At 62.8% G+C, this 6,000-nt stretch carries 5 protein-coding genes; 3 read left to right on the forward strand and 2 right to left on the reverse strand.

Features of this window, described 5'->3' with window-relative positions; translation table 11 throughout:
* Window positions 1–56: 56 nt before the first annotated feature.
* The gene (locus ABB27_RS17070) at window positions 57–464 is read right to left on the reverse strand and encodes an acyl-CoA thioesterase (RefSeq protein ID WP_057630162.1); all 408 of its coding nucleotides are present in this window, start codon (window positions 462–464) and stop codon (window positions 57–59) included.
* Window positions 461–3,424 (reverse strand): excinuclease ABC subunit UvrA, encoded by a 2,964-nt coding sequence (gene uvrA / locus ABB27_RS17075; RefSeq protein ID WP_057630163.1) that lies wholly within the window; start codon window positions 3,422–3,424, stop codon window positions 461–463. Before uvrA ends, ABB27_RS17070 begins: the two co-directional genes overlap by 4 nt.
* A 299-nt stretch (window positions 3,425–3,723) precedes the next feature.
* On the opposite strand from uvrA, the gene rplU reads away from it, so the two are divergent.
* The 3 genes from rplU to obgE all read left to right on the forward strand — a co-directional run bounded on the left by rplU (window position 3,724) and on the right by obgE (window position 5,539).
* Window positions 3,724–4,032: a 50S ribosomal protein L21 gene (gene rplU / locus ABB27_RS17080; RefSeq protein ID WP_057630165.1), complete on the forward strand. Its 309-nt coding sequence runs from the start codon at window positions 3,724–3,726 to the stop codon at window positions 4,030–4,032.
* A gap of 19 nt (window positions 4,033–4,051) precedes the next feature.
* Window positions 4,052–4,312, forward strand: a complete 261-nt coding sequence (gene rpmA, locus ABB27_RS17085) for a 50S ribosomal protein L27 (RefSeq protein WP_057630167.1) — start codon at window positions 4,052–4,054, stop codon at window positions 4,310–4,312.
* Window positions 4,313–4,480: 168 nt separating this feature from the next.
* A complete protein-coding gene (obgE, locus tag ABB27_RS17090) occupies window positions 4,481–5,539 on the forward strand; it encodes a GTPase ObgE (protein ID WP_057630169.1) in 1,059 nt (352 codons plus the stop codon).
* Window positions 5,540–6,000 lie beyond the last annotated feature (461 nt).

Raw genomic sequence — 6,000 nt, forward strand, 5'->3', positions numbered from 1 at the left:
CCCTCATCCGCCCCTTCGGGGCACCTTCTCCCGGAGGGAGAAGGGTCAGGTGCGTCTCAGCTCGAAGCCCCGCGCACAGCCTCCGGCAACGGCGCGCTCTTGCCGGTCTGGGTGTCCATCCACACCACCACCACATTGCCGTCCGAATACAGCTTGCTGTCATCGTTCTGGTCAACGATGCGGTGACCGATGGTCACGCTGCTGTTGCCCAGGCGTTCGACGAACAACTCCACCACGATGTCGTTCGGCCACACGATCGGCAGCCGGTAGTTGATGTTGGTATTGGCCACCACAGGGGCGATGCGATCATTCATCGACACGCCTTCCACCCCTAGCATCCAGCGCACGCGCGCTTCCTCCAGGTAGGACACGTACTTGGCATTGTTGACGTGGCCCATCGAGTCCATGTCGCGCCAGCGCACGCTGATCGGTACGCGGGCCAGTTGCTTGTGCTCGTTGCTCATTTCGAAGCCTTCTTCTTTGCGGGGGCTGCAGCCTTCTTGGCGGCCGCCTTCTTGACCGGCTTTTCCTTGCGCGGCGGGCGCGCATCGGGCTTGTTGGCAACCGCGGCCGGTTGTTCGGGGCGCGCGCTGGTGGAAGGCAGCATCTTGGCCAGGAACTGACCGGTGTAGGAATCCGGATGCGCCGCCACGTCTTCCGGCGTGCCGGTGACCAGCACGGTGCCGCCACGATGGCCACCTTCCGGACCCAGATCGACGATCCAGTCAGCGGTCTTGATCACGTCCAGGTTGTGCTCGATCACCACCACCGTATTGCCCTCGTCGCGCAGCTTGTGCAGCACGCCGAGCAGGGCTTCGATGTCGTGGAAGTGCAGGCCGGTGGTCGGCTCGTCGAGGATGTACAAGGTGCGGCCGGTATCACGGCGCGACAATTCCTTGGACAGTTTGACGCGCTGCGCCTCACCGCCGGACAACGTGGTCGCGCTCTGACCCAGCTTGATGTAACTCAAACCCACGTCCATCAGCGTTTCCAGCTTGCGTGCGATCGACGGCACCGGCTCGAACAGGCGCAGCGCATCTTCGACCGTCATCTGCAGCACGTCGTTGATGTTGTAGCCCTTGTACAGGATCTCCAGCGTCTCGCGGTTGTAGCGCTTGCCGTGGCAGACATCGCACGGCACATACACGTCCGGCAGGAAGTGCATCTCCACCTTGATCAGACCATCGCCCTGGCAGGCTTCGCAGCGGCCGCCGCGCACGTTGAAGCTGAAACGGCCTGGCGAATAACCGCGCGCACGCGCTTCGGGCACCTGTGCGTACAGCTCACGCAGCGGCGTGAACAGGCCGGTATAGGTTGCCGGGTTGGAACGCGGGGTGCGGCCAATCGGCGATTGGTCGATGTCCACCACCTTGTCGAACAGGTCCAACCCCTCCACGCTCTTGTACTTGGCGATGGGGTGCGAAGAACCGTTGATCTCGTTGGCGGCCAGCGAGAACAGGGTGTCGTTGATCAGCGTCGACTTGCCCGAGCCGGACACACCGGTCACGCAGGTCAGCAGGCCCGACGGAATGTCCAGGTCCACGTTCTTCAGGTTGTTGCCGCTGGCGCCGCGCAGGCGCAGCGTCATCTTTGGATTGGGCTTGTGCCGACGTGCCGGAATCTCGATGCGGCGCTTGCCCGACAGGTACTGACCGGTCAGCGAACGCGGCGCGTCCAGCAGATCCTGCAGCTGGCCCTGGCCGACGATTTCGCCGCCGTGCACGCCAGCGCCCGGGCCGATGTCGACCACGTAGTCGGCCAGCCGGATTGCGTCTTCGTCATGCTCAACCACGATCACCGTATTGCCGAGGTCGCGCAGGCGGGTGAGGGTGCCGAGCAGGCGTTCGTTGTCGCGCTGGTGCAGGCCGATGGACGGCTCGTCGAGCACGTACATCACGCCGACCAGGCCGGCACCGATCTGCGAGGCCAGGCGGATGCGCTGTGCTTCGCCGCCGGACAAGGTGTCGGCCTTGCGTTCCAGGGTGAGGTAATCCAGGCCGACGTCGACCAGGAAGCCCAGTCGCTCGCCGATTTCCTTGACGATTTTTGTGGCGATCTCACCGCGCCAACCAGGCAGGCTCAGCTCGCTGAAGAAACGCTTGGCCTCGTCGATCGGCAACACCGCGATTTCCGGCAGCGGGCGGTCGGCCACGAATACATTGCGCGCAGCCTTGTTCAGGCGTGCACCCTTGCACTCCGGGCACGGCCGCGAGCTGATGTACTTGGCCAACTCCTCACGCACGGCCGGCGATTCGGTCTCGCGGTAGCGGCGTTCGAGGTTGGGGATGATGCCTTCGAAGCGGTGCTTGCGCTGGTTGCGGCCACCGGCTTCGGTGAAATAGGTGAAGGTGATCTGGTCTTCGCCGCTGCCGTACAGCACGGCCTGCTTGACGTTGTCCGGCAGCGATTGCCAGGTGGCATCCACGTCGAACTTGTAGTGCTTGGCCAGCGAGGCGATCAGCTGGAAATAATAGGCGTTGCGGCGGTCCCAGCCGCGCACCGCGCCGGCGGCCAGCGACAGCTCCGGATGCACGACCACGCGGTTCGGGTCGAAGAACTCGGCCACGCCCAAACCGTCGCAGCCCGGGCAGGCGCCGACCGGCGAGTTGAACGAGAACAGGCGCGGTTCCAGTTCCGGCAGCGCGTAGTCGCAGACCGGGCAGCTGTACTTGGAGGAGAACAGCTGCGGCGTGGTGTCGGCGGCTTCCAGCGCCATCACCGTGGCCATGCCGTCGCCCAGCTTGAGCGCGGTTTCAAAGCTTTCGGCCAGGCGTTGCTTGATGTCCTCGCGTGGGCGGAAACGGTCGATCACCGCCTCGATGGTGTGCTTCTGGCGCAGGGTCAGCGCCGGCACTTCATCGATTTCGTACAGTTCACCATCCACGCGGACACGCACGAAACCCTGCGCGCGCAGCTGGTCGAAGACCTGGGCGTGTTCGCCCTTGCGCTCGCGGATGACCGGCGCCAGCAGCATGTAACGCTGCTCCGGATCCAGGGTCAGCACCTGGTCGACCATCTGGCTGACGGTCTGCGCTTCCAGCGGGTAGCCGTGGTCCGGGCAGCGCGGGCTGCCGACACGGGCGTAGAGCAGGCGCAGGTAGTCGTAGATCTCGGTGATGGTGCCCACGGTCGAACGCGGATTGTGCGAGGTCGACTTCTGCTCGATGGAGATCGCCGGCGACAGGCCTTCGATGTGATCCAGGTCGGGCTTTTCCATCACGCTCAGGAACTGCCGCGCATACGCCGACAGCGACTCGACATAGCGGCGCTGGCCTTCGGCATAGATGGTGTCGAACGCCAACGAGGACTTGCCCGAGCCGGACAGGCCGGTGATCACGATCAATTTGTCGCGGGGCAGGTCGAGGTCGATGTTCTTGAGGTTGTGCGTCCGCGCACCGCGGATGCGGATGAAATCCATCGCCATGGGAAATCCGATTTGGACCACTGCCGGCTTGGGGGCCGGTAGCAGGGGGTGTGGGGGCGTCGCTGACGGCAGTCAATCAGCCTAGCGACCTTGTCATTTGGGGGCAATTGCCAGTTTTGCCAGTGCTGTTTCCCGCCCATGTGGCCGATCCCGGGCGCGGGCCTGAACTGGCGTTCAGCCCCGGCGTATCAGGGCAGGGGGTGGGTTGACCCGAGCTTGGTCTGGCCGGTAAAATCCCGCTTCTGTCCGCCCTCGACGGCGGGCAAGGCGACCACAATAACTACAGAGGAAGTCTGGTCATGTATGCAGTTCTGGTAACAGGCGGTAAGCAGTACCGCGTCGTTCAGGGTGAAACCCTGCGCGTGGAAAAACTCGAAGTCGAAGCCGGCAGCGAGATCAAGTTTGACACCGTCCTGATGCTCGGCGATGCCGATGGCATCAAGCTGGGTGACGCGCTGAAGGGCGCTTCGGTGACCGCCAAGGTTGTGGCCCATGGCCGCGCCGACAAGGTCCGGATCATCAAGTTCCGTCGCCGTAAGCACCACATGAAGCGTCAGGGTCACCGTCAGTACTACACCGAAATCGAAATCACCGGCATCGCCGGCTAATTGCTAAGGAGCATCCGTCATGGCACATAAAAAGGGCGTAGGTTCCTCGCGCAACGGTCGCGATTCCAACCCGAAATACCTCGGCGTCAAGATCTTCGGTGGCCAGGCCATCGAAGCAGGCAACATCATCGTGCGTCAGCGCGGCACCCAGTTCCACCCGGGTACCGGCGTCGGCCTGGGCCGTGACCACACGCTGTTCGCGCTGGTCAATGGCAAGGTTGAGTTCACGGTGAAGGGCGCCAACAAGCGTCGTACCGTCAGCGTTGTCACGGAAGCTTAATTCCGTACGCGCAAGCCGCCCATACTCCGGTGTGGGCTGCTGACGAGAGCCCCGCTTCGGCGGGGTTTTTCGTTGGAACCCCGACATTCCGGGGTGCAGGGCCGATAATGGGCAGTACCTGCTTTTGCTATTCCCCAATCCCCATTTCCTAATCCCGGCGTTAAATTCATGAAACTTGTAGACGAAGCGGAGATCGAAGTCATCGCTGGCAACGGCGGCAATGGCTGTATCGGCTTTCGCCGCGAGAAGTTCATTCCGCTCGGTGGTCCGGATGGTGGCGACGGCGGCAATGGCGGCAGTGTCTGGATCCGAGCCGACGAAAATCTGAACACCCTGGTCGACTTCCGCCATGACCGCATTTTCAAGGCGCAGCGTGGCGAGAATGGCATGGGCCGCCAGGCCTATGGCAAGGGCGGCGAAGACCTGATCATCACCGTGCCGGTTGGCACCGTGGTGATGAACGTCGATACCGATGAAGTCATTGGCGACATGACCACGCATGGCGACCGCCTGCTGGTGGCCAAGGGCGGCAAGGGCGGCCTGGGCAACATGCACTTCAAGAGCTCCACCAACCGTGCGCCGCGCCAGGCGCTTCCGGGTGAAGAGGGCGAGGAGCGCCTGCTCAAGCTGGAGTTGAAGCTGCTGGCCGACGTTGGCCTGCTGGGCTTTCCCAACGCGGGCAAGAGCACCTTGATCCGTGCGGTGTCGGCAGCAACGCCGAAGGTCGCTGATTACCCGTTCACCACTTTGTACCCGAACCTGGGTGTGGTGAAGGTCGAGAATTACCGTAGCTTCGTGATCGCCGATATTCCGGGCCTGATCGAGGGTGCGGCCGATGGTGCTGGCCTGGGAGCGCAGTTCCTGCGTCATCTGCAGCGCACCCGCCTGTTGTTGCACCTCGTTGATATCTCGCCGATGGAAGGTGGTGTCGAGGGCATTTCGCCGGTTGAGCAGGTGCGTGCGATCGAGCGCGAGCTGGGCAAGCACGATCCGGAGCTGCTGAAGAAGCCGCGTTGGCTGGTGCTGAACAAGGCCGACCTGATGTTCGAGGATGAAGCCAAGCTGGCGGCTGAGCAGATCATCAAGCAACTGGGCTGGACTGGCCCGTGGTATCTGGTGTCGGCACTGGGCCGTGAGGGCACCTGGCCGATCATGAAGGACATCATGGCGTTCTTCGATCAGCAGAAGATCCTGGAAGCCGAAGAGCGTGTAACGCGCGGCGAGTAAGGTGTTTTACGGCTGACCCGCTGTTGCATGAGGAAAACCCGGCCAAGGCCGGGTTTTCTGCTTTTTGGGTGTTTTGTTTTGGGCTTCAGCTCGGTCGTCAGGCTGGTTGGCTTCGGCCCGGCCGGGCTTGGCCCGGCTTGGCTTGGCTTGGCTTGGTTTCGCTTCGGTTTTGGCTCTGGCTCTGGCTGGGCTCCGGCTTCGGCTTCGGCTTGGCTTTGGCTTTGCTTTGGCTTTGCTTTGGTTTGGTTTGGTTTTGGTTTTGGTTTGGGCTTGAAGCCCCTCTCCCGCCTGCGGGAGAGGGGTTGGGGTGAGGGCAAGCTTTTGCTTTAAAGGCCAAAGCGCCCTCATCCGCCCTTCGGGCACCTTCTCCCGCAAGCGGGAGAAGGGAGGTGTTTCGCTTCCTCGGCATCGGCCCAAAAGCCATGACAAAGCCAGAGCTCCAAGCCAGAGCTCAAAGCCAG

Source organism: Stenotrophomonas terrae (genome assembly GCF_001431465.1).
Taxonomy (GTDB): domain Bacteria; phylum Pseudomonadota; class Gammaproteobacteria; order Xanthomonadales; family Xanthomonadaceae; genus Stenotrophomonas; species Stenotrophomonas terrae.